We start from the raw sequence: 23,557 nt of genomic DNA, 5'->3' as shown, positions 1-23,557 counted from the left end.
AGGTAAGATTGGATTTTTAGGTGGGATAGAGGGTGTAATAATTAATTCGTTTAGGTATGGGTATGAAGCAGGTGCTAAGTATGCTAGAAGGGATATTATAGTAAATAGCGGATATATTGGAAGTTTTGCTGATGCTGAGACTGGAAGGAGTATGGCAAGTAAGATGTATGCAGATGGAGTAGATATCATATTTCCAGCAGCAGGGTTATCAGGATTTGGAGTTATTGAGGAAATAAGCAATGAAGATTATGCTCCAAGTACGGAAAAAGCTTAAAATATATTCTTAGATTATCTTTCTTAAGTAGCATATACTAAATATTCAAGAAGATGTTTACATGGTTTTTAAATTGTTAAATAAGGCTTTGGTGTTTATTTATGCCTAAGCTTTTTGATTTTTAAAGTAGCAATCTGTTTGATTGCAATTTTCAAGGTTAGATTAATTTATTTTTATTAAGTATTTTTACCTGTAGAGAATTGTGTCTAATGTTAACATTTTTAAGGGTAAGTCTCATTTTGATATTATAATAATGATATAATAAATAAAAGTTTATTTATATTTATTATATCAGAGGTTTGAGCATTGAATAAGAGAATATTTCCAATAATTTACTATTACGATCAGGATTTTATTGATATTTATAATAAAAGTCTTTCCTGGATTCAGGACAAAATTGTTTTTCCTCAAACTTTAGAGAAGGGTAAAAAAGAAAAAAATTATTATTCTGAAAATCTTAATTTTATAGATCAAATGCAAGCTTGTCTTTCAAGCTTTTTTCTTGTTTACAGTAATGGGGAGTATTCTCCTACAGCTACTATTGATAAATTTTATCAACTTCAGGAGGCATCTGGTGCGATCAGATCTCGTTATGACCACAGTAATAATGTTGTTTATATGGAAGGGAATGATGAGGGTATTGGACTGCCAATTTTTGCTTGGGCTGAATATAATTTATATCATAAAACAGGCAATAAAAGACGTATTTCTGATGTTTTACCAATTCTTGATAAATACTATCGGTGGATAGAGAAAAAATTTTTAAAAGTAAATGGTCTTTATTCAATTAATATGGATAAAATCTTTTATAAAAATTCTCCCAGAGAGAATGCTTATTATCCGATAGATTTTAATTCATTTCAGGTGCACAGTGCGTATTGTATTTCAAAATTAGCAGACATATTAAACGATAAAAATTTATCACTTGAGTATAAAAAGAGGTTTTTCTCTCTTAAGGCTAAAATTAATTCTTTAATGTGGGATGAAAGGGATGGATTTTATTATGATCTTGATATTGATGAGAATATTATTAGATGCAAGACAATAGCAGGGTTTTTACCCTTGCTTTCTGAAATTCCAAGTGAGGATAGAATAGAGAGAATGATTTTTTATTTAAAAAGCCATAAACACTTTGGAACTCCAAATCCTTTTCCTACTCTTTCAGCTCATGATCCTAGATTTAGCTTGAATGGGAATGGGTATTATGGGTCTGTTTATACTTATATGAATTTTTTTGTTATTAAGGGTCTTGAATATTGTAGGCGTGCAAATATTGCAAGAGAATTTACCATCAGACATTTATACTATATATTAGATACTCTACTTCCTGATGGCAAAGTTAAGGGGCACGTTTGGGAAGCTTATAAGCCAATGAAAGAGGGTCCTGCATATTTTGATGCTGAGAAAAAGATTCTCCCAGAAAAAGATATTATTTGCTATCTTTCACTTTTTAGCATTAGTTTGATGATAGAAAATATTATTGGATTAACCATTAGTTTGCCCGATAAAACAGTTTATTGGAATATTCCTGCTCTTGAAATTATGGGAATAGAGAGTTTATCTCTTAAAAAAAATCAAACCACAATTATTTGCAATAAGGGTAAGAGAGGATGGGAGATTAAAATGGAGTCTGAGAAGCTTTATTACTTTACCATAAATATATTAAATAAAAAGGAAAAAACTTTACCTATACCATCTGGTAGGTGTTCTATGCTTTTAGATAAGCTTTAGTTAATGAATTTACTTTATATTTATAAAAGTTAGAATCTTGGAGGTCATAATATGATAGATATTGTGCTTTTAAAAACCTTGCTTGAAGAGAAAAAATATTCTGAAATCAAGGAAGAGCTTTTAAAATACGATGCTTTTGATATTAGCGAAACTCTTAAAAAACTTAATGGATCTGATTTAATTTTGCTTTATAGGTTTCTTCCTAAAAAGGTTGCTGTTGAGGCTTTTTCTAACTTTGATCAGATTACGAAAAATAAATTGGCTAATTCTTTTACAAACAAAGAAATAAGTGAAATGATAGATGAACTGAATCTTGATGATGTTATTGATCTTGTTGAGGAAGTGCCAGCAAATGTTGTACAAAGGTTTTTAGCAAGTTCTACGGAGGAAAATAGAGAAATTATTAATAAATTCTTGTCCTACAGTGATGATTCTGCTGGTTCAATTGTAATAATAGAATATATTGAGCTTAAGGAGTATTTCTCTGTCCGAGAGGCTCTTGATTATATTAGAAAGGTGGCAAAAACTAAAGAGGATGTTTATACTTACTATATCACAGATGAAGAGAAGCGATTAAAAGGAGTTGTCAAAATTGAAGATTTGATGTTGTCTAGGGATGATGTTCTTATTTCTTCAATAATGAAGAGTAGCGGATTTTATATTGTTAAAGTTAGTGATGGGAAGGAAGATGTTGCGCTTTTATTTCAGAATCATGATATTTCAAGTGTGCCTGTTGTTGACAATGAGGGGAGAATGATAGGAATAATCATTATTGACGATATTCTTGAAGTTATTCAGAGTTTAAATACTGAAGATTTTCATATAATGGCTGCAGTTACTCCTTTAGGTAAATCTTATCTTGATACTTCTATTTTTGACATGACAAAAAATAGGATAATTTGGCTCTTGATTCTTATGATATCTTCTACTTTGACGGCCACTATAATTACAAATTATCAGAATTTGGTGTTATCTTTAGTCATTTTAACTAGCTTTATTCCACTTTTGATGGATACTTCAGGGAATGCAGGCTCTCAAGCATCTGCTTTGATAATTCGTGAACTTGCTCTTGGAACTCTTAAGATAAAGGATTTTTTTCGTGTACTACTTAAAGAAGTGTGTGTCAGTGTTTTAGTTGGGACAATTCTTGCTAGTATTAATTTTTTAAGAGTTATACTGTTTGTGATCCCTGAGCATGATGAGAGGTTTAGAATAGCTTTTGTTGTTTCTGCATGTTTGATGATAGGTTTAATGGTAGCAAAAGTATTGGGAGGATTGTTACCTATTTTTGCCAAGATTTTAAAACTAGATCCAGCCTTAATGGCGGGACCTTTAATTACTACTATTGCGGATGTTATTACCTTAATTGCTTATTTTAATATAGCAAAATTAGTATTAACTAATTATTTTTAAGGAATCTGTTTTTGGGTAATATTACATTGGAGGAATTTTGAGTGATTGTATTTTTTGCAAGATAGTACAAAATGAGGTGTCTTGTTATAAGGTATATGAAGATGATTTAGTACTTGCTTTCCTTGACATTAACCCTTTAAACATTGGCCATACTCTTGTTATACCAAAACAACATAGTACTGATGCTTTGGATATGAGTGATGAGCTTAATGCTCGAATGTTAGAAATCTGTAAGAAGATAGCGCTCTCTTTAAAAAAATTGGGATCCTGTATTTGTAGCGGAGTGAATATTTATACTGCAGTTGGTTCTGATGCGGGACAAGTTATTTTTCATACACATTTTCATGTATTACCAAGGTTTCAGGGGGATAATTTTGGTTTTAAAAGAGGGGCTAATATTAGTCTTTTAGGAGATGAACTTTTGGACTTGTCTAAAAAGATAAGTCAAAATATTTGAAATTTTTTCTTAAAGAAAGGGATATTAATGAATAAATTTTTTTGTGGATTAGTTATTTTTATATTTAGTGCGTTTAAGGTTTATTCTTTCTTTCCAAGAGATACTAATTTTTATGGTGGTATCGGAATAGGTGCTGATAATTTTTCTAGAGATTTATATTTTTATGAGAGACTTAAATATCAGGTTTTTAGTGGTAGCGGGGTTGTTGTTTTAGATCATTTGGCTCTTGGCGGGGAAGTTTCTTTGGATGCAAGATTTTTATCAGGTTATACATCCTATTCTAGGAATTTTGTTTCTATGTTAGCAAGAGGACATGCTATAGGAGACTTGGTAGGATATTCTGATAGTTTTGAACTACGTGATATGTCAGTGTCATTTAGAGTATATTTTAATTGTTTCTTTATGCCCGATATAGCATTGTTTAGCTGGATTGTTTTCTCAGGTATTAAATTTGGATATATGGGTTTTGTGAGTTATCCTAATGATTATTTAGATTCTATAGTGAGAAAAAACTCTTTTAATTTAGGATTTGATGTGGGAACAAGAATTAATTTAGGATTTGTTTTCTTGGAATATGTCATCTCACCACTTTTTTATAATAAATCTTTGCTATTTAATCAAATGCATAAAGTATCTATAGGATTTATTTATCAATATAATATAAACTCCATGTATCCTTATTACTAAGGATATACTAGATTTTCTTCTTTTATATTTGATAGTATTTTTAAGTATCGATTAGACTCGTATTTTGCCATACTTAGGCTGTGATCTTGATAATTTCCACATTCCTTTTCAGTTGCACCTGCAACATCTCCGTTGAAGTTTGCAATCTCAGAGAAAAGCCAAGATATTAAATCAATAAGATCCCTGCTCTCATAATCGCCTGCAAGGATTAGATAAAATCCAGTTCTGCAACCCATTGGACCAAAATATAATGTTTTTTCTTTCCAAACCTTATTATTTCTAAGTAGTGTTGCACCTATATGTTCGATTGTGTGTATTTCCGCAGTGTTTATTACAGGCTCGATATTAGGAGCTTTCATCCTAATATCCACTGTAGTGAATGTTGAGTTATTAAATATATCCTTTCTTGAGATATATATGCCAGGTTTTAGCTTTGTGTGATCGATTGTAAAACTTGTTATTTGATTCATCTCATAAGCTCTTCTTTTATTTTATCTACAAAATCTAGTTTTTCCCATTCGAATTCGTTTTTTCCAAAGTGACCATATGTACACGTTTTCAAGTAAATAGGTTCTCTTAATTTTAATTTTTCAATTATACCATTGAGAGTTAAGTCAAAATTATTTATGATAAAATTTAATATTTTATTTTCATACTCAGCATCATTTATTCCCATAGTTATTTTAATAGATACTGGTTTAGCAATTCCAATAGCATAAGCAAGCTGTATCTCAAATTCATTAGAAATTCCAGCTGCTACCATATTCTTAGAAATATATCTTGCCATATAGGCCGCTGACCTGTCAACTTTAGTGGCATCTTTTCCACTAAAGGCACCCCCGCCATGTCTTGCAAATCCACCATAACTGTCGGCAATAATCTTTCTTCCTGTAAGACCTGTATCTCCAGTAGGCCCACCAATGACAAAATTACCTGAAGGATTGATATAGTATTTGATATTCTCATCAAATATTGATTTATTTTTAAGAGTAGGTTTTATAATCTCTTCAATGATTGTTTTTCTTATAATATTTTGAGGGATGTCAGGGTCATGTTGATGAGATACAACAATATTGCTGATTCTACTAGGATGATTATTAGAGTTATATTCAATAGTAACTTGAGATTTTGCATCAGGGCGTAGCCATTTAATCTCTCCTGATTTTCTAAGCATGCTAGCCTTTTTTAAGATTAAGTTAGATAATTCGTATGCTATGGGTAGGAAATTTTCAGTTTCATTGCATGCATAACCAAAAATTATTCCTTGGTCTCCAGCGCCAATATCTCCTTTATCTTTTTTTTCAACAGCATTTGTAATATCTATTGACTGAGGTCCAATAATATCAATTATTGTAACAGATTTGTAATCAAGGCCATATTCTATGTCTGTATATCCAATATTTTTTATTATTTGTTTGACAATCTCTCTGATATCTATGCCTTTTTTTGCTGCACTATTTATTTCTCCTGCTATGACTACTAAATTTTGCGAGATTAAAGTTTCACACGCAACTTTTGCCAGTTTATCTCTTTTTAGTATTTCATCAAGTATGGCATCAGAAATTTGATCTGCAATCTTATCAGGATGACCTTCAGATACAGCTTCGGAAGTTGATGTTTGATTCTTTTTATTTATCATCTTTCCCCTCTTTTATATTAGTCCAATAAGCTCCTTTACCATCTGAGCCGAATTCATGGATGCGATTGCCAAGAATTTATTAAAGTCGATGTGATTATCTTTGGTATTTGGTAAGTCAGATACAGACCGTGTAATAATAAAAGGTATTCCAAATATATGTGCAACTTGGGCAATTGCAGCACCTTCCATCTCTACAGCTAAAGCATCTGCAAAATTGTTCTTAATTTCTTCTAGGTGGTTTTGATCCCCAATAAATTGATCTCCTGTAAGTATTAAACCAATATGAACATTAATATTCGTAATTTTATCTTCTATAACTCTAACTACTTTTTTTAACAATTCTTTATCTGCTTTAAATTTTTGTGGAAATCCTGGTGCTTGTCCTATTTTATGTCCAAATTTAGTTAAGTTAAAATCATGAAATGCTATCTCTGATGATACTATGATGTCTGCTATTTTAAGATTAGCAGATGTACTTATCCCACCAGCAGTGCCTGAGTTGATTATGTGAGAGATCTTATATTTTGATATAATATAGCTACACCAAGTGGCAGCGTTTACTTTCCCAATACCAGTAGTTAAAGAGAGTACTTCATGACCTGTAATTTTTCCCTTATAAATTTTCTTCTCACCTAAATAGTCATTTAATATAATTTCTTCTCTGTTTTCAATGATTTTATTTATTTCCGATGATTCTTCATTCATTGCAGATACTATTAAAATCATACCTTCTCCTTTTATATTTCTTTTAAAGAGTATTTTTTTACAAGAGAGTCTATTTCGTGTTGTCCGAGTATTTTTTTAATTCCCGTTTCTGTTTGAGGTATGGACTTGATACAATGTTGATTGTTGCTTGAAGGTATAACTTTGTCATCTTTTATGATGTATCTTATATATGGAAAATTAAGATTCTCTTCATTAATTTTTATTATTTTAGCAATTGATTTATCATTAAGTTCAACAATAAAGTCTAGAGGACATTGAGAGAGCACCTTGATTATTAACTTTAGAACCCTTTTGTCAAATTTTTTATCAGCATCTTGTATGAGCTCAATAAGAGATGCTCCAGAATTTAGGGATTTTTTATAGGCTCTATCTAGAATAATAGCGCTGTACGCACTAGCGGCACCAATTATATTTGCCTCAATGCTAATATGCTCACTTTTAATTTTTTTAGGATATCCCGAGCCATCTAAATTTTCTTTGTGAGCCAAGAGAGTTGAGCAAATGGTTTTTGAAAAATTGGTTGCCGAGATGATTTTATAGCTAAGTATGGGATACTTTTTAATTAGTTCAAACTCTTCATCACTTAATTTGTCACTTTTCCCGCTTATCTTTAAAGGTATAAATAAAAACCCTATTTTGTGAAGAAGAGCTACAGTACAGAGTTCAACTGTTTTATAATTGTTTAGATTCATCTCATTGCCAAGTGCGACTGTTAATATTGCGGTGTTTATTGAGTGAACAATATGGTAATCGGATAATAATTTAGGAATTTTCATATATTTTATAAATGTTTTTTGATTTTTTTTATAAAAGTCGATTACTTTTTTTGCAGTTGGAAGAACATCTTGGTAATAAATTTTTTTATTTCTCTTGCAACTTTCATATATCTCTTCTAAATTGCTCACTAGTATGTGATAGCTAGAAATAGCCTCATCATTATAATCTAAGTTAGCTAGCTTGTATCCTCTATCTACTAGGGAATCATTAAAGAAGTTCATTTCTGTATTAAGTTCATCTTTTAAATCCCATTTTTCGATGAGTTCGATATTTTTAGGTCTTACAAGAGAATTTTCAGGCCATACCAGAAATCCTTTATCTATTGTATATGAAAAGCGTTTTATATCTTTTGCCAAGTTGTCCAGGCTTTGCATATTTCCTCTTAGGTGTAAACTTATTAATAAACATGTATAACATATTATTTATATATTGTCTATCTATTTAGTATAATAAAACTATATAGCTCAATTTTGGAATTAAACTTTAAAGAAGAGATTTTTAATGATAGATAGAATACTTTTAATTTTTAATATTATGTTTTTTGGATGTTTTATTTATTTGCTAGAAATTTTAAAATTCTCAAGTGTGATAGACTTTCTTCACTTGCATGCTCATATTATTTTAACTTTTATTTTTTTTGTATTTGTTTTTAATATTTTTTATTCTAGATTCCTTTACTCAAGATTATATTTTGTATTAAATGGTGTAGAGGATACCTATATTTTTTTAAAACTTAAGTTAATGAGAAAACGACTTAAGAGTGTATTTGACATCTCTGTTTTGCTAAAGATAGTTTTACTCAAGCAAGATAAAAAGAGTCTTGATGAGATTTATTTTTATCTAAAAGATAATAAAATTAGTAATAAGACGATAGTAGAACTTTATTCTGTGCTTATTAGTTTTAGAGAAAAAGAGAAAGCGGCTAGTTTGATTTTCAAGTATACAAATAGCAAAAATATGTGGTTGAGATATTGTGTGGCGCTTAGTATGATTTCCTTTAAAGAGTATGAAAAATTGAGCAGGGAAATAGATTACCTAAAAGGATATTTTTCAAGGGATCCTATTTACAAAATGTATTATTATTATCTTTTACAAAGATCGAATTTAGATTCCCATTTAATTGAGCAGACTAGACTTGACATTAGAAGTCAGTATTTTAAACATAAAAATAGATTAAATATTAAGCATGTGAAATTGCTTAATTCAAATTTATTTTTTGTAGTTTTTTATTATATTTATGATAGTTCAAGAAAGGATATTTTTTGTTAAAAGAGGTTAGGTTTGAATATAAGAGTTAGATATGCACCCTCTCCTACGGGTTTGCAGCACATTGGAGGAATTAGAACAGCTTTATTTAATTATTTCTTTGCCAAATCCTGTGGCGGAAAATTCTTGCTTAGAGTAGAGGACACAGATCAGAATAGATATTTTAAAGAAGCAGAAGATGATCTTTATCGGAGCTTGGAATGGCTTGGCATTGATTTTGATGAGGGACCTACTTGTGGTGGACCTTATGCACCTTATATTCAGTCAAAGAGAACCGCGATATACAATGAATATGCTAAAAAATTAGTTGAATCGGGGGATGCTTATTATTGTTATTGTACACCTGAGAGACTAGATCGGATTAGAAAGATTCAAACTGTTAACAAGATGGCAACAGGATATGATCGGCATTGTAGAAATTTAAGTGAGAATGAAGTTAAGGATGCTGTAAGCTTAGGAATCATTCCTGTTATTAGATTTAAAATACCTCTTGACGGGGAGACTAGTTTTAGTGATATATTGCTTGGCAGAGTAACATGGCCAAATAAGGATATTAATCCGGATCCTGTTATTGTGAAATCCGATGGACTCCCAACTTATCATCTTGCAAATGTTGTTGATGATCATTTAATGAGAGTTTCGCATGTTTTGCGGGCTCAGGAGTGGGTTGCTTCAGGTCCTCTTCATGTGCTTCTTTATAACGCTTTTGGATGGATACCTCCTATTTATTGCCATCTTCCAATGGTAATGGGTAGCGATGGGCAAAAATTGAGTAAGAGGCATGGTTCTACAGCTTTAAGACAATTTATTGATGATGGATATCTTCCCGAAGCTATTATTAATTATATTACTTTACTTGGATGGTCTTATGATGACAAGAAGGAGTTTTTTACAAAAAATGAACTTCGAAGATTGTTCTGTATTGAGAACATAAATAAATCTCCTGCTATTTTTGATTATCGTAAATTGGATTTTTTTAATAGTCATTATATTAGAGAAAAGGAAGATTATGAATTAGCTGGGCTTTTGGTTCCATTTTTGCAAAGGGCAGGTTACATTAAAGAGAATATTAATTCTGATGATGAGAAACAATTAATGCTTTTAATTCCTCTCATAAAGACGAGAATTAGAAAGCTTAGTGAAGCTGTAACTATGCTTAAGTTTTTTTATGAAGATATTCAAACGTGGAATTTAGATGAATTTTTAGGTAAAAAGAAAACAGTAACTGATATTTATTTAATTTTAGAAAAGATTAAACCAGTATTAGAAGGGTTTGAAACAAAAGTATTATCTGAGAACGAAGAAAGTTTTCATGATTTTGCTAATGAGAATAATCTAAAAATAGGTGAAGTTTTGCTTCCAATTAGGATTGCCGTTCTTGGTAGTAAGGTATCGCCACCTCTTTTTGAGTCTTTGAAATTGCTCGGGAAACTTAAGGTTTTTAATAGAATAAATTTAGCACAGGAATTTTTGAAAAGACATGAATAATATAAGTAATAAGTTTTAAGGATATTGATATGATTAGAATAGAAGATGTTATTTCACTCGCTAAGAGAAAAGGTTTTGTATTTCAATCATCAGAAGTTTATGGAGGCCTTTCAGGGGTGTGGGATTATGGACCTTTGGGGGTTGAGCTTAAGAAAAATATACAAAACGAATGGTGGAAAAATATGGTGTACTTACATGAAAATGTGGTAGGCTTGGATAGTGCTATTTTTATGCGACCTGAAGTTTGGGTAGCTTCAGGGCATGTTGAGAGCTTTTCAGATCCATTGGTTGATTGTAAAAATTGCAAGAATAGATTTAGAGCAGATCTGGTTGATTTGTCTAGGAGTTGTCCTAGTTGTAATGAGATGGGCACTTTTACAGCTCCCCGAAATTTTAATTTAATGTTTAAAACTAATATTGGAGCTACAGAAGATAGTGCTAGTGAAATTTATTTAAGACCAGAAACCGCTCAAGGTATTTTTGTTAACTTTCGCAATGTATTAGATTCTACGAGGCTTAAGATTCCTTTTGGTATAGCTCAGATCGGTAAGGCATTTAGAAATGAGATAGTAACAAAAAATTTTATATTTAGAACTTGCGAGTTTGAACAAATGGAGATGCAATTTTTTGTACATCCCAAGCAGATGGATGATTGGTATTATTATTGGAAGCAAAATAGAATGAATTTTTTGGTGGAAGTTCTTGGAATAAAATCTGATAGGTTACGGTTTAAAGATCATAAAGGAGATGAGCTTGCTCATTATGCCAAGGCTGCAGTTGATATTGAGTATGAATTTCCGTTCGGGTTTCAAGAGCTTGAGGGAATTCATAATAGAGGTAATTATGATTTATCTCAGCATGCAAAGTTTTGTGGTAAGCCCAAGTTATTTGAATATCATGATTTAATAAGTGGTGAGAAGTATGTTCCCTATATTATTGAGACGTCTCTTGGGCTTACAAGGAGTGTCTTAATGACTCTTTGTGATTCTTATGTTCATGAAGAGCTTGAGGGAGGGGATAAGCGAATAGTTCTTCGTTTGCATCCCAAACTCGCTCCTTATAAGGTTGCGATACTCCCTCTCGTAAAGAAAGACGGACTCTCTGAGCTTGCGAGAAGAGTCTTTATGGAGCTTAGTGATGATTTTCATATGTTTTATGATGACAGTGGCACGATAGGCAAGAGATATAGACGTCAGGACGAGATTGGGACACCTTATTGTGTAACAATAGATTATGACACCATTGAGAATAGGACAGTTACTTTAAGAGATAGAGACAATATGGCTCAGGTAAGGATTTCTCTTGATGAATTATATTCATATATTAGAACGGAAATTTTAAATTATAAAAGAGCTTTAAATAAATGAATCTTGCCTTAGATATTTTAAAGAAAAGGGGATTTTTAAAGCAGTGCACGAATTTAGAAGCTTTAAGTGCTTTAATGCAGAGAAAAAAAATAGTTTTCTACGTAGGTGTTGATGCTACTTCTGGGTCTCTTCATATTGGACATTTGATCCCTTTTATGGCAATGGTGCACCTACAAAGACAAGGACATATTCCAGTTGCTTTAGTTGGAGGTGGAACTACAAAAATAGGCGATCCTTCAGGTAAGAGTGAAATGAGAAAGATTTTATCAAAAGAAGATATAGAACAAAATGTTAAGGCAATAAAAAGGCAATTGTTAAGAATAGTAGATTTTAGCCATGGGTATGTTCTTAATAATGCAGAGTGGATTGATAATATTAATTACATTGAGTTTCTAAGGGATGTTGGAGTACATTTTTCTGTTAATCGTATGCTAAGTTTTGAGACCTATAAAAGAAGACTTGATACTGGTCTTTCATTTATTGAATTTAATTATCAGCTTTTACAATCGTATGATTTTTATATTCTGAGTAAGACCAAGAATTGTAGTCTTCAAATTGGGGGTGATGACCAATGGGGTAATATTGTATCTGGGGTTAATTTAGTTAGGAGGAAATTGGGAGAAGAGGTTTTTGGACTAACGTTTCCCCTTATTGAAAGAAGTGATGGGAAAAAGATGGGCAAATCAGAACAGGGAGCTGTTTATCTTGATTCAAAGATTTACAGTGTTTATGATTTTTACCAATATTTTAGAAATGTTTCAGATTGTGATGTTAAGAGATTTTTGTATCTATTTACTTTTTTAGAGGATTATGAGATTGAGAATATTTCAAGCTTTAAAGGAAATTTATTAAACAAAGCAAAAGAAATTTTAGCTTATGAGATAACAAAGATTGTCCATGGAGAGGATTCAGCCTTAAGGGCAGCCTCGGCAGCCTCGGCAGCTTTTAAGGGGGATGGTGATAGAGCTGACATTCCTTTTTTTGAATTGGGATTAGCTAGTCTAGATCCAGGAATTTTATTGATTGATTTAATGACTCTTTCAAAAGTTGTATCTAGTAAATCAGAAGCTAGGCGATTAATTAATTCAGGTGGAGTTTATATAGATAAAGTGAGAATAGGAGAGCAGGATTATTACCTTACTAAGGATAATTTTACTAATGATGAGATTGAACTTAGAGTTGGTAAGAAAAAAGTTTTAAGAATTATTTTGTAGTTGGTGTTTCTATGTATAACAGAAGAGCTTTAAATAACTTATTCTTTAAGTCATTTCTGTTTTTTATGGGACGACAGCATCTTGTTTTTACAGAAGAGCATATTTTTTATAGTTTAATCGATGATGAAAAGATTAGAGAATTACTTGATTTATGTACACTTGATTTTTATAGGTTTGATAAAATATTAGAGGAGTTTTTCAAAAAGCTACCCTTAAGGGATTCTAATATCTCAGATTATGTTTTTAAGATAAATGAATTGTATCAAGAAATAATTGATACAATTTTTCATTATAAAAAACCTTATAGATTACAAGAAAAAGATTTATTATGGGTATTAATTAGGAAAAGACAAAATACAATTTTAGATGCTTTGCTAAAATCGGGTTTTAATTTAGCTATCTTTGACAAGATGATTGGAGTTTATGATTACTTAGGTTCAGATTTAAGTTTGGGTTTAATTGAAAATAAGAAATTAGTTTCTAATTGTAATTCTTATAATGGAGTAGATGGAGGTTTTGGGATTTTTGAAGAAGATTATTTTAAATTAGAACATAAGCATGACTCATTAGATGATAAAAATCTTGTTGAAGAATTTTTAGTAAATGTTATCGACAACCTAGATCCAAATTTAAAACAGAATCCCTTAATTGGTCGAGAAAAGGAATTGTGTAAATTAATTCAAGTAATGCTTCGCAAGCATAAAAGTAACCCTATTTTATTTGGAGAACCTGGAGTTGGAAAAACGATATTAATTTATGGCCTTGCCTATATGATAAAAACAGGTAAAACACCTAAGGAGTTAATAGACTATGAGGTTTATTCTCTTGATATTGGCAGACTTATATCTGGTACTAGATATAGGGGAGATCTTGAGGATAGGGTAAATAAACTGCTAGACTTCTTATATTTAAAAAAGAAGGTGATTCTCTTTATAGACGAAATTCACATGATAGTTGGTGCTGGGGCTACATCTTCTAGTAGTATTGATATTTCAAATTTGTTAAAACCTATTCTAACTTTAGGAAAAGTGAAGTTTATTGGTGCTACTACTGAGTATGAATATAAAAAATTTTTCTTAAGAGATAAAGCGTTAATAAGAAGGTTTCATAGTATAGAGGTTAGGGAACCGAGTTTTAAGGATACTTATCTTATTTTAAAAGGAGCTAAGAAACAATATGAGAAACATCATAATGTAGAGTACACAGATGAGGCAATACGAGCTTTCATTTCTATGTCTTGTAAGTACATTAAGGATCGATTTCTTCCCGATAAGGCGTTTGACCTTTTAGATGAGCTTGGGGCTAATTTTAAGCTTGAGAATAACAAGAAAATTATAACTGAAAATGATGTAAGAGATTTTGTTAAATCTTTGGTTGGTTCTAATATTTTTAATATTGATGAAAATGATGATAGTTTACTAGTTAATCTAGAGCATAAAATAAGAGAGACTATGATAATTGATGAGAATGTTTTGTCTGATCTGATATTGAATATAAGGCTTTTAAGAATTAAGTTTCTTTTTAAAAAGGACACTCTTGGGATTTTTGTTTTTTTAAGTTCTTCTAATATTGATAAGCATAAACTTTTATGTATTTTGTCAGAAGAGCTTAAAATTCCTAAATTTACTTTAGGAATTAGTGAGTATGGCGATTTTGATGGCGTTAATAGATTAATAGGGCCTATTTATAGCTATGAATCTTATGATGAGCCTACCAAATTTTTTAAATTCTTGAGCAAATCTTCAAGTTCAATTATCTTTCTCTCAGATTTTGATAAATCACCCAAAAAGGTTATAGATTTTTTTTGTGAGGGATTTAACACGGGCAAACTCTATGATAATCTTGGCAGAAGTGTTAGTTTAACAGATAGCATAATAATAATAGATATTAATATAGAGCATAGAGAACTGAGTAGTATTGGATTTAAATCTGAGACAGTAGATAGCAGAAGTTTGATAGAGAATCGTTTTTCTCCTCAATTTTTGGATTTGGTAGATCATGTTTTTTTCTTTAGACCTGTGAGCGAGAGTGATTTTGAAAAGGTTATTCTCAAAGAAATTAATAGTGTTGCTAAGATCTTAAGAAATGAAAAGGTTGATGTTTTTTTTGAAGAAAATATTTTAGATTATTTTAAGAGTAAGACCTATAGAAGTGGATTTGGCATTAAGAGTGTGGGGAAGATTGTAGTCAAAGAGATTGGAAGTTTATTAGTTAATGAAATGATTTTAAAAAAAAATAACGAAAATACTAAGATTAGGATTTACGTAGAGGATACAATAAAATATGAGTTATTATAGCTATTAAGGGGGCATTATGAAAATATCGATAATTGGAGCTGGGGCTTGGGGGACATCTGTTGCTAAGGTTTTGGCTGATAAGTTTGAAGATAATGTTTTAATATGGTCTTTTGAAGAGGCTGTTAAAGATAGTATTAATAATGATCATGAAAATGTCAAGTATTTAAAAGACATTAAATTGCCAGATAATTTGGTGGCAAGTTCTGATTTGCTTGATATTGTAGGTCAATCTGAATATGTTTTTATTGCAACTCCTTCATTATTTACTTTGGGAACTTTTAAGAGTTTGAAAAGTATTTTGGAGGCTAAGAAACCAAAGTTAGCAATACTCACTAAAGGTTTTATAACAATTGATGAGAAGCCTTGTCCAATTGTAGAGGTTGCAGAGAGTGTTTTAAATGGATATAAAGATGACATTACTTATATTGCTGGACCAAGCCATGCTGAGGAAGTTGGACTGGGTGTGATTACGGGACTTATGGCTGCTAGTAAGAACAAGCTAAATGCTTGTGATTTTATTAATTTATTTAGTGGTACTTCTATTGCTGTATTTTATAGTGATGATGTACTTGGTGTGCAGATAGCTTCAGCTTTAAAAAATGTATGTGCAATTGCATTTGGAATTTTAGATGAGTATAAAATGAAAAATCCAAATTCAATAGGAAATAATACAGAATCTTTTTTATTTTCGGTTTCTTTGAATGACATTAAAAATTTGGCATTCAAACTAGGTGCTTGCAATGTGGAGACATTTTTATTTTTAGCTGGCTCTGGAGATTTGGATGTTACTTGTCGAAGCATTTTTGGAAGAAATAGACGATTTGGACGTGAAATTGTTAGTAAAAATATTTTAGATGATTTTCTAGATATAGATGATTTAATAAGTAATATCCATAAAATTGGTTACCTGCCAGAGGGAGTAATTGCGGCTAAGGAAGTATCTTCACTTGTAAAAATTTTAGGCATTAATGAAAAATATCACAATTTAGTAAATATTGTATATAGCATTTTAAATAAAGAGTCATCCCATGAGGCTGTCATTGATTATATAACGCATTATTAAAAGGAGGATCCAATTGGATCCTCCTTTTCTGTTTGATTATTCATCATATACAGGATGCTATTGTAAACATCTTCAATTATTTCAAAATTCATTACAATTTCTGTAAATTCGTTTGATTTTATTGTTCCTATGATGTGTTTGTTTTCTGTTAAATTTTCTCTCTTAACTAAAGAATTGCTATCAACTAATATTCTTATTCTAGTAACATCTTTATATATTTCTTTGAAATTTGCAATACCTCCAAAGCATTCTATAATGTGTTCCGATGTGTCTTGTGCCTCTTTGTTCATATTTATTTATCCTTTAAAAAATGCCTTATAAGCTATGTAAGAAGTATATATATCAAATTTAGAAGTTAATTCAAATGGAGAGTGCATGCTAAGTACTCCAGGGCCCATGTCTATTGTTCTTATACCATAATGTGCTAAGAATTTTGCAACAGTTCCCCCACCACCTTCTTCTACCTTTCCAAGTGTAGCTATTTGCCAAGCTATTTTATTTTTATTTAGCAAATTTCTAATATAAGATACAAGTTCAGCATCCGCGTCACTAGCCATGTATTTACCCCCATGCCCTGTATATTTTATTACGGGTATTCCATATCCCAGTTTAGGTGCGTTTTGTTCATCATGAACAGATTTAAATAAGGGATTTATTGCAGCACAAACATCAGCTGATATACTTTTTGAATTCCATAAAGCTTTTTGAACAAGAAGGTCGTTGTAATTCTCCCTCTCAAGTTTAGATACAATATCTGATACAAAGTATTCAAGGTATCTTGAGTTTAGACCAGTTGATCCAGTTGATCCAATCTCTTCCTTGTCAACTAAAAAGCATATAGCTGTTTTGTTTGGAGTTTCTTCTAAATTTAGGATGGCCTCTAGTGAGGTGTAAGCACAAACCTTGTCATCTTGACCATAAGCACCAATCAACGCACTGTCAAAACCCACATCCTTTGCTTCTCCTGCTGGCACTATTTCTATTTCTGCTGAGATGAAATCTTCTTCTTCTATTTTATATTTTTCTTTTAAGAGCTTAAGGGTAGCAAATTTTACCTTGTCTTTTTCTTTAGTATCAATGGGTAGACTCCCAATTATGATTTGTAAATTCTCACCCTCGATAATTTCTTCAGATTTTTTGTTTCTTTGTACTTTTTTGTCAAGGTGTGGCAAAATATCAGGAATTACAAATACAGGATCATTCTTATCATCGCCTATATTGATCTCTACTTTTTCTTCGTTTTTTAAAAATACTATTCCTCGTATTGATAAAGGAAGGGATAACCATTGATATTTTTTGATGCCACCGTAATAATTTGTCTTAAGCAATGCAAATTCACTCTCTTCAGCAATTGGTGATGGTTTTGCATCAAGTCTCGGAGAGTCTGTGTGTGATACAATAAAATGCATTCCATCTTCAATAGGTTCTTTGCCAATAAATACAAGAGCGATGTTTTTATTTCGGCATGTGTAAAATATTTTGTCTCCAGCCTTTAGTTCTTGTTTTTCGTATGAACTAATGAAACCTTTTTCCTTGGCTCTTTTTATAGCATAATTGGTAGCCTCTCGTTCGGTTTTAACTGTGCTTAAGAATTTTTTGTAGTCTTTAGAGAATTCTAAAATGATGTTTTTATCTTTTTCGCTTAAAGAAGTCCATGGGTTTTTATTTTTCATTAAAATTCCTCCTATTGATTTATTATAACACTCTAATTATTGATAAAATCTATACGAAGTAATTGATTTATTATCATTTTTTTAAGACAATAAGAAATTGGAGGAGAATATTTATGTATCGAAATAATTTTTTGAAAACGGTTTTATTAATTACTGTATTTCTTTTGTCATTTGTTCTAGTTGCATGTGAGTCTAAGGAGACATCAGAAGAGTCCAAGAGTCATGATCATAGTCATTCTGTGGCTGAATCAGGTGAAGCTATAGATGCTCATACCTTGGGGCATGTCTTTCATGCTATGGGAGTTCCTAGGGAAGTTCAATCTAAATTAGTAAAAGATGTTAAGGTTATGTATTTTGACGTAAATAATGGAACCTTAAGTAAGGTTGATTCAATGACTAATGCAAAGATAGCAGTTTATGTATGTGGAAATGCTTATGTGGGAGAGGCTCCGATTAGTATTTCTGGGAGCAAGGTAAATGATTCTTATGTTTTTGTTGGTTTAGGTTCAGGTTTTAAAAAGATTATGGACATGAATTTTCATGGGGTTAAGAATGATCCTGCAAGGGAGTTTATAAAGGCTTTTAAGGGGATTGATATTATTGATGGTAAATTAAACGTTACAGTTGATAAGAATGATGAGGATACTAAAACTATATTATCTACTATTAACTTTATAATCGGTAGTGTTGAAAAGGCTGCAATGTTGATGAATTGAATATTAGGATATGATGTTTGATTGATGTATAAATTTTGGACCTTGATTATTTTAAGGGCTATTTTTAAATTTTTAGGGTCCAAGATTGTGTTTTATATTGGTTTCAAGTATTTAGTATTTGATGCACATTTATAATAGGCAAAAGCAGATATGTTGGGTTCCTGTGGTATATTTGTTAGCACATCTTTTTTAAAAACATACAGTTAGATATTTTCGGTGTATTGCCGATGAGGAGGCTCTTTTTTAGGGTATCTTGACCATGTCTAGTATTAAGGAATACTTTTATATATTTATTCTAAATTGGTTCTGGTTTGTGCCATAGGAATCCTTGGCCATAATCTATTCCAATTTCATTTATTTCTTTAAGTATTTCTTCGCTAGATACAAATTCAGCTATGATTTTTATTCTTTTTGTGTCGGCAATTTCTTTTATTGATTTTATTATTATAAGGTCTGTTTGACTAGAATTTATTACTTTAATAAAAGAGCCATCTATTTTTATTATATCTATCGGCAGTATTTTAATATATGAGAGCGAAGTATGTCCGCTTCCAAAATCATCAAGTGCGAGTTTAACTCCAAAGCTTTTAAGCTCTTTGAAATATTGATTGATTAATTCAAAATTTTCCAAAATACCAGTTTCTGTTATTTCTAAACATATATTTTGAAGTGGAACATGACTTGTAAGAAGTGTTTCCCGCAAAAACATTCTGAAATTTTTAGATTTTAATGAGTGAGGTGAAATGTTTATTGAAAAAATATGAACACCATGTTTAGCCACAAAATTTGTATATTCTCTTAAGGCTTTAGTAACTACTAATTGATCCACTTCAACAGTTAGATTATATTTGTCTATTAAACTAAAAACTTTGGTAGTTGAAATAGGAGTTCCTGTGTAGTCAAAAAGTCTTGTTAGTATTTCAATTTTAGGTTTTAGGTTTTTTTTAAGAGGAGTTATTTTTTGATAATATAAACTAAAAAAGTCATTTTTTATTGCTTTTAATATGTATTCAAATATTTTGTTTTGATTTTTAATAAGTATTGCCTCTGGTAAGTTGTCTTTGTATAAAATAGGCATAGAATCTTTATATTCATCGGATATTTTTGTTGCTATTTTTAATTTTGAAATTTTTGTTTCTATGTCTTCTTGTAAATTTACTTCTACTATTCCTATATTGAATTTAAATACTATAAATCCTTCTTTTTTAAGTTCTCTAGAGATGGTTTGCTTGATTTCTTCTGCAAGTGAAATTAGTCTTCTCTCACCGACACTTGTGGATATAATGACTATTAAATTATTGTCCTTCATTCTAAATATATATTCTGAGTAAAATGACATTATTTTAGAGGCGATTTTTTTGAGTATCTTTGAATCTAAGTTTTCTTTCTTTCCTTTATATTCATATTCTGTATTTATGTGTAAGTCTAGGTTAAATAAATATATTTTTTTATAAGAAGATTCAATTTGGTTTATTAAAAGCTTTTCAAGACCTTTAATGTTATAAAGATCTGTTTGGGTGTCAATAATTTCAAGATCCCTCGTGTCATCTTTGGATTTTAAATATGACATATCTTTTATTGTTATTAATTTATCAATATTATTTTGGGCAATTGTGCTAATGAATAAGTCTACAATTAATTTTTTGTTATGTTTGATTATCAAAAGGCAATCAGTTATCAATATATTTTTGAATTCAGGAATATCATTTATGTTATAACTTAAATCGATTTTGTTTCCTTTTTCTAAATCTATAATATTGATGTCAGTTATTTTATTTGCTTTGTTTCTAATTTTTATTGGGAGTGCAAGTTCTTTGCGACCTTTCTCGTTAATATAAATAATATCATTTTCAGTGTTTGTAATTATTACGATTTCTTTAATAAGCTCAGATAAATTTAAGAAAAAATCAAGGTTTGCATTATTATTATCATGGAATTTTTTTTTCTTCTCTATAAGGTTTTGTTTATAGATTAATTCATTGATATCGTTTAATATTTCTATATAATTGAATTTGTAATTCCTTTCATCTATAGGCTTGTTGTTTATGATTATAGAGTAAACTTTATTGATGCTTTTTAAGTTATTTGCAATGTTGATTGAAAAATCTATTGGTCTTGTATAGTTGTAGATAATAGCAAACTGAACATTGTTTTGCTTAATGTATTCACTAGAGATATTTTTTCTAGAGTTTACTACCTGTAAGAGGTTGAAAGTAGCTTTGAGCTTTGTAATATCATCATCATTAAGTTTGTTCTCAGATATTATAATTGTATTTGTAGTCTTCATATTATTTAAATAAATTTATAGTGATTTTGGTATAAATCTATATTTTTGTGATTTATTTATTCATTTTTAATGATCTCCTCTTAGCCCATGCTAGCCAGATTACTCCTGCTAACATTAAAGATAATGAAAGTATTTGTCCCATTGATATATTTAAGAATGAGAAGTCTAGCAAGCTTTCAGGAGATTTGTAAGTTATCACAAATCCTATTTCTTTATCAGGTTCTCTTAAATACTCAATTAAGAATCTAAAAAAGCCGTAAAGAATTATGTAGACCCCAAATATAAAACCATCATATTTTTTTATTTTTCTAAATACAAACCATAGTAATAAAAAGGTTACAGTACCTTCAAAGAATCCTTCAATGAGTTGTGATGGAATTCTTGGCAGATTGATAAATAAATCATGAGGCGATACTTCAAGTCCAATTGATTCTGCAAACTCCTTTACGCCTTTCTGACTTACTCTAAAAGGTTCTGCGTTGGGAAATATTATTCCTCCTCTCATGGGTCTTCCATAAAGCTCTGCATTTGCAAAGTTAGCAAGTCTTCCGAGTATATACCCTGAAGAGAAAGCTATTGATCCGTAATCTGTTATCTTTATAAAATATTTACTCACATTTGTATTTTTAAGTTTGGTATTTATCATTATTAGTGGTGCAACAATAACACCCACAAATCCCCCGTGTATTGCCATGCCTCTGAATCCTATTAAGTTCCAATGTTGATCAAATGGCAAAAAGATCAACCAAGGGTGTTGATAATAAAATCCACTTTGATCATAAATTAAGGTAGATGCCAGCCTTGCACCAAGTATGGCCCCCAGCACAATTGAAAACATGAGTTTGTCATAATCATCTCTTTTTATGTTTAAGTTATCAATTTTTATCTGATACCAAATGAATTTAAAACACACCATTATTACAATAATGTAGGATAGGCTATACCATGTAATTGGAATACCTTTGATTATTTCAGGATGTAACCAACTGGGATAATTTATATAATTCGGCATTTTTTTCTCCTTAGTGTTTTTTTAGTTGTTCAAATAACTTTTTTTTAAACATCATGTTTTGTTTCCTCAATGCTGTGATTTCCCTTTGTTGGGATTTTATTATATCAATAATTGCATTATTGTCTATTGTTTTAGTCATTAATAATGATTCAAGGTATGCAGCTTTTTCTAAATATTCATCTTGTGCTTCTTTTAAGACAAAATTATAGCTTTCGTCTAGATCTTTATCAATTAAGAGTTCTGCATCATGTGTGAAGTTTTCAAGTTCAATTAATTTTTTTGATATTTTTTTAATGCTTTTAGAAGTTAAACTTGTTGGTTTATAAAGCGTTATTGGTATTTTATGATTTAATGCTTTATCAATAAGTTCGTCTTTGTAAATTGAACCTATGCTTTGCAGGTTTATATTTAAATAATCCTTTGCAGATTTTATTATCCTCTCGGTTTTAATTATATCATCAGGTGTGTTTAACATATTAAATACTATAAACGGGCTAAATTGTGAAAATATTTTCATGAATTTAGCATGATTTTCAGGATCATAAGTTTCTACTTTAAGTAATAAATTTGGTATATATATTTTTTGCAAATTGCTAGAGTCCTTTTTGATTCCAGAAATTATTTCATATGCTTTTGTTTCTTTTGTAAATACTTTTGATATAAGTCTAAAGATTGCATTCTTTAAAAATAAATAGGAATTCATTGTTGCTGTTACTGTTGGGATCGTTACTATTACTCCACGGTTTGACATTAGAAAAAAATCTATGGTATTAAATGTTGTCCCAGCGCCAAGGTCAATTATTAAGTAGTCGTAGCTTAGGGCTTTTAAGTTATTAATTATCCTTCTCTTTTGAAAAATAGCAATATTTGCAAGCTCTGGGATGCCGGAGTCTCCTGCAATAAAGCTTAAGTTTTTTATGCCTGATTCGACGATAATGTCTTTAAAGTAAATTTTTGTTTTAAGGAAGGTTCCAATACTCTTGTTAGGCACTATATTTAACATGGAATGTAGGTTAGAACCTCCAAGATCAAGGTCAGTAAGTAATACCTTTTTCCCTTCATTTGCAAGGCAAATTGCAATATTTGTTGAAAAAAGAGATTTTCCAACGCCCCCTTTTCCGCTAGCTACAGGGATGATAACCAAACCTTTACTCCGTTATTTTATCCTTTATTTTGATTAAAATTAGAATCACTGAATTAAATATAATATAAATCATTATTATTCCTAAAAGGTGGAAAAGCGACCTTTGATATACATATAAGTGAAGACCTAAGCCCAATGCAATCAGTAAAACACTTAGTAATACTTGAAAGCCTTTTGTTGTGACAACTAGGTTGTGGAGGATTTTAAATTGTGCATGCAATAGATACTGTACTGTGATAATTGCGAAACATAACTCCGGTGAGAATATAATAAATGATAACATGAACTTCATAGAAGAGCTGGTTACAAATAACAAGTTATCAATG

21 protein-coding genes are annotated in these 23,557 nt (G+C 30.5%); 12 read left to right on the top strand and 9 right to left on the bottom strand.

Annotated features, from left to right (window positions below):
• The 5 genes from CR532_RS05420 to CR532_RS01930 form a co-directional block, all read left to right on the top strand.
• On the top strand, positions 1–274 hold a 274-nt coding region (locus CR532_RS05420), incomplete at its 5' end, for a BMP family ABC transporter substrate-binding protein (protein ID WP_234416409.1).
• 306 nt (positions 275–580) lie between these two features.
• Positions 581–2,005 carry an MGH1-like glycoside hydrolase domain-containing protein gene (locus tag CR532_RS01945; protein ID WP_108729163.1) on the top strand — a complete coding sequence of 475 codons (1,425 nt, stop codon included), beginning with the start codon at positions 581–583 and terminating at the stop codon, positions 2,003–2,005.
• A gap of 51 nt (positions 2,006–2,056) precedes the next feature.
• On the top strand, positions 2,057–3,418 hold the full coding sequence (mgtE, locus tag CR532_RS01940) for a magnesium transporter (protein WP_108729162.1): 1,362 nt from the start codon (positions 2,057–2,059) through the stop codon (positions 3,416–3,418).
• Positions 3,419–3,455: 37 nt separating this feature from the next.
• Entirely contained in the window at positions 3,456–3,875 is a 420-nt protein-coding gene (locus tag CR532_RS01935; RefSeq protein WP_199911299.1) for an HIT family protein, read from the top strand.
• Between the two features lie 27 nt (positions 3,876–3,902).
• Positions 3,903–4,562, top strand: a complete 660-nt coding sequence (locus tag CR532_RS01930; protein WP_108729160.1) for a hypothetical protein — start codon at positions 3,903–3,905, stop codon at positions 4,560–4,562.
• Here CR532_RS01930 and CR532_RS01925 read toward each other — a convergent pair.
• From CR532_RS01925 to CR532_RS01910, 4 genes are read right to left on the bottom strand one after another with little or no spacing between them, the layout of a single operon-like run.
• Positions 4,559–5,032: an S-ribosylhomocysteine lyase gene (locus CR532_RS01925; protein ID WP_108729159.1), complete on the bottom strand. Its 474-nt coding sequence runs from the start codon at positions 5,030–5,032 to the stop codon at positions 4,559–4,561. The two genes, CR532_RS01930 and CR532_RS01925, sit on opposite strands and share 4 nt — an antisense overlap.
• On the bottom strand, positions 5,029–6,201 hold the full coding sequence (metK, locus tag CR532_RS01920) for a methionine adenosyltransferase (RefSeq protein WP_108729158.1): 1,173 nt from the start codon (positions 6,199–6,201) through the stop codon (positions 5,029–5,031). Before metK ends, CR532_RS01925 begins: the two co-directional genes overlap by 4 nt.
• A gap of 12 nt (positions 6,202–6,213) precedes the next feature.
• The gene (locus CR532_RS01915) at positions 6,214–6,927 is read right to left on the bottom strand and encodes a 5'-methylthioadenosine/adenosylhomocysteine nucleosidase (RefSeq protein ID WP_108729157.1); all 714 of its coding nucleotides are present in this window, start codon (positions 6,925–6,927) and stop codon (positions 6,214–6,216) included.
• An 11-nt stretch (positions 6,928–6,938) separates the two neighbouring features.
• A complete protein-coding gene (locus CR532_RS01910; protein ID WP_108729156.1) occupies positions 6,939–8,078 on the bottom strand; it encodes an HD-GYP domain-containing protein in 1,140 nt (379 codons plus the stop codon).
• A 127-nt stretch (positions 8,079–8,205) separates the two neighbouring features.
• On the opposite strand from CR532_RS01910, the gene CR532_RS01905 reads away from it, so the two are divergent.
• Genes CR532_RS01905 through CR532_RS01880 form a run of 6 tightly spaced genes read left to right on the top strand, consistent with a single transcriptional unit; the run spans position 8,206 to position 16,399 of the window.
• Positions 8,206–8,973: a hypothetical protein gene (locus tag CR532_RS01905; protein ID WP_108729155.1), complete on the top strand. Its 768-nt coding sequence runs from the start codon at positions 8,206–8,208 to the stop codon at positions 8,971–8,973.
• A gap of 12 nt (positions 8,974–8,985) precedes the next feature.
• Positions 8,986–10,458: a glutamate--tRNA ligase gene (gene gltX, locus CR532_RS01900; RefSeq protein WP_108729154.1), complete on the top strand. Its 1,473-nt coding sequence runs from the start codon at positions 8,986–8,988 to the stop codon at positions 10,456–10,458.
• A gap of 29 nt (positions 10,459–10,487) precedes the next feature.
• Positions 10,488–11,825 (top strand): glycine--tRNA ligase, encoded by a 1,338-nt coding sequence (locus CR532_RS01895; RefSeq protein WP_108729153.1) that lies wholly within the window; start codon positions 10,488–10,490, stop codon positions 11,823–11,825.
• Positions 11,822–13,039: a tyrosine--tRNA ligase gene (gene tyrS, locus CR532_RS01890; RefSeq protein ID WP_108729152.1), complete on the top strand. Its 1,218-nt coding sequence runs from the start codon at positions 11,822–11,824 to the stop codon at positions 13,037–13,039. Before CR532_RS01895 ends, tyrS begins: the two co-directional genes overlap by 4 nt.
• A gap of 11 nt (positions 13,040–13,050) precedes the next feature.
• Positions 13,051–15,336 (top strand): AAA family ATPase, encoded by a 2,286-nt coding sequence (locus CR532_RS01885; RefSeq protein ID WP_108729151.1) that lies wholly within the window; start codon positions 13,051–13,053, stop codon positions 15,334–15,336.
• Between the two features lie 16 nt (positions 15,337–15,352).
• Positions 15,353–16,399, top strand: a complete 1,047-nt coding sequence (locus CR532_RS01880; RefSeq protein ID WP_108729150.1) for an NAD(P)H-dependent glycerol-3-phosphate dehydrogenase — start codon at positions 15,353–15,355, stop codon at positions 16,397–16,399.
• Here CR532_RS01880 and CR532_RS01875 read toward each other — a convergent pair.
• Positions 16,396–16,689 carry a PTS sugar transporter subunit IIB gene (locus tag CR532_RS01875; RefSeq protein WP_108729149.1) on the bottom strand — a complete coding sequence of 98 codons (294 nt, stop codon included), beginning with the start codon at positions 16,687–16,689 and terminating at the stop codon, positions 16,396–16,398. The two genes, CR532_RS01880 and CR532_RS01875, sit on opposite strands and share 4 nt — an antisense overlap.
• A gap of 6 nt (positions 16,690–16,695) precedes the next feature.
• Positions 16,696–18,072, bottom strand: coding sequence for an aminopeptidase (locus tag CR532_RS01870; protein WP_108729148.1), 1,377 nt, complete (start codon positions 18,070–18,072; stop codon positions 16,696–16,698).
• 113 nt (positions 18,073–18,185) lie between these two features.
• Between CR532_RS01870 and CR532_RS01865 the strand changes: the two genes are divergently transcribed.
• Positions 18,186–18,788, top strand: a complete 603-nt coding sequence (locus CR532_RS01865) for an LA7/P22 family lipoprotein (RefSeq protein ID WP_108729147.1) — start codon at positions 18,186–18,188, stop codon at positions 18,786–18,788.
• A 295-nt stretch (positions 18,789–19,083) separates the two neighbouring features.
• On the opposite strand, the gene CR532_RS01860 is transcribed toward CR532_RS01865, so the two are convergent.
• Genes CR532_RS01860 through CR532_RS01850 form a run of 3 tightly spaced genes read right to left on the bottom strand, consistent with a single transcriptional unit; the run spans position 19,084 to position 23,231 of the window.
• Positions 19,084–21,075, bottom strand: a complete 1,992-nt coding sequence (locus tag CR532_RS01860; RefSeq protein ID WP_108729146.1) for an EAL domain-containing protein — start codon at positions 21,073–21,075, stop codon at positions 19,084–19,086.
• Between the two features lie 52 nt (positions 21,076–21,127).
• Positions 21,128–22,087 (bottom strand): prolipoprotein diacylglyceryl transferase, encoded by a 960-nt coding sequence (lgt, locus tag CR532_RS01855; protein WP_108729145.1) that lies wholly within the window; start codon positions 22,085–22,087, stop codon positions 21,128–21,130.
• A gap of 10 nt (positions 22,088–22,097) precedes the next feature.
• Entirely contained in the window at positions 22,098–23,231 is a 1,134-nt protein-coding gene (locus CR532_RS01850; protein ID WP_108729144.1) for a P-loop NTPase, read from the bottom strand.
• Between the last annotated feature and the right edge of the window lie 326 nt (positions 23,232–23,557).

It is taken from the genome of Candidatus Borreliella tachyglossi, from assembly GCF_003076595.1.
In the GTDB taxonomy this organism is placed as follows: Bacteria; Spirochaetota; Spirochaetia; order Borreliales; family Borreliaceae; genus Borrelia; species Borrelia tachyglossi.
Note: the sequence above shows the minus strand (reverse complement) of the source record. Positions and strands in the feature narration are given on the sequence as shown.

Excerpts from the sequence above, each read along its gene's own strand:
- CR532_RS01885 (WP_108729151.1), top strand. The coding sequence starts at position 13,051 with ATGTATAACAGAAGAGCTTTAAATAACTTATTCTTTAAGTCATTTCTG.
- lgt (WP_108729145.1), bottom strand. The coding sequence starts at position 22,087 with ATGCCGAATTATATAAATTATCCCAGTTGGTTACATCCTGAAATAATC.
- CR532_RS01910 (WP_108729156.1), bottom strand. The coding sequence starts at position 8,078 with ATGCAAAGCCTGGACAACTTGGCAAAAGATATAAAACGCTTTTCATAT.
- mgtE (WP_108729162.1), top strand. The coding sequence starts at position 2,057 with ATGATAGATATTGTGCTTTTAAAAACCTTGCTTGAAGAGAAAAAATAT.
- CR532_RS01925 (WP_108729159.1), bottom strand. The coding sequence starts at position 5,032 with ATGAATCAAATAACAAGTTTTACAATCGATCACACAAAGCTAAAACCT.
- CR532_RS01865 (WP_108729147.1), top strand. The coding sequence starts at position 18,186 with ATGTATCGAAATAATTTTTTGAAAACGGTTTTATTAATTACTGTATTT.
- CR532_RS01870 (WP_108729148.1), bottom strand. The coding sequence starts at position 18,072 with ATGAAAAATAAAAACCCATGGACTTCTTTAAGCGAAAAAGATAAAAAC.
- CR532_RS01875 (WP_108729149.1), bottom strand. The coding sequence starts at position 16,689 with ATGAACAAAGAGGCACAAGACACATCGGAACACATTATAGAATGCTTT.
- CR532_RS01880 (WP_108729150.1), top strand. The coding sequence starts at position 15,353 with ATGAAAATATCGATAATTGGAGCTGGGGCTTGGGGGACATCTGTTGCT.
- CR532_RS01905 (WP_108729155.1), top strand. The coding sequence starts at position 8,206 with ATGATAGATAGAATACTTTTAATTTTTAATATTATGTTTTTTGGATGT.
- CR532_RS01895 (WP_108729153.1), top strand. The coding sequence starts at position 10,488 with ATGATTAGAATAGAAGATGTTATTTCACTCGCTAAGAGAAAAGGTTTT.
- CR532_RS01915 (WP_108729157.1), bottom strand. The coding sequence starts at position 6,927 with ATGATTTTAATAGTATCTGCAATGAATGAAGAATCATCGGAAATAAAT.
- CR532_RS01860 (WP_108729146.1), bottom strand. The coding sequence starts at position 21,075 with ATGAAGACTACAAATACAATTATAATATCTGAGAACAAACTTAATGAT.
- tyrS (WP_108729152.1), top strand. The coding sequence starts at position 11,822 with ATGAATCTTGCCTTAGATATTTTAAAGAAAAGGGGATTTTTAAAGCAG.
- CR532_RS01930 (WP_108729160.1), top strand. The coding sequence starts at position 3,903 with ATGAATAAATTTTTTTGTGGATTAGTTATTTTTATATTTAGTGCGTTT.
- metK (WP_108729158.1), bottom strand. The coding sequence starts at position 6,201 with ATGATAAATAAAAAGAATCAAACATCAACTTCCGAAGCTGTATCTGAA.